This is a genomic window from Streptomyces sp. SAJ15 (assembly GCF_007595705.1).
Classification (GTDB): domain Bacteria; phylum Actinomycetota; class Actinomycetes; order Streptomycetales; family Streptomycetaceae; genus Streptomyces.
Genome location: NZ_NISY01000056.1, coordinates 1 through 257 on the forward strand (window position 1 = coordinate 1; position 257 = coordinate 257).

Here is a 257-nt window from a genome sequence, read left to right on the forward strand (position 1 = left end):
ACGCGTACCACCACGCGGCCCTCGGGGAAGGCTTCCAGGACGCTGCGGTAGGCGTGGATCTGCTTGGCCTCGGAGGGGGCGTTGCGGCTGTCGTCGAGGAAGAGGAACTCGGTGCGGAACAGGCCCACGCCCTCCGCCCCGGCCTCCACGGCGGCCGGCACGTCCCCCGGGCCGCCGATGTTGGCCAGCAACGGCACCTTGTGCCCGTCGGACGTGGCACCGGGACCACTGGAGGCCGCCAACGCCGCCTTACGCTC

Annotated in this window: 1 protein-coding gene; it reads right to left on the reverse strand. The window is 72.8% G+C overall.

Going from position 1 to position 257, the window contains the following annotated elements; genetic code table 11:
* On the reverse strand, positions 1-257 hold a 257-nt coding region (locus CD790_RS34300; RefSeq protein WP_313956577.1), incomplete at both ends, for a putative PEP-binding protein.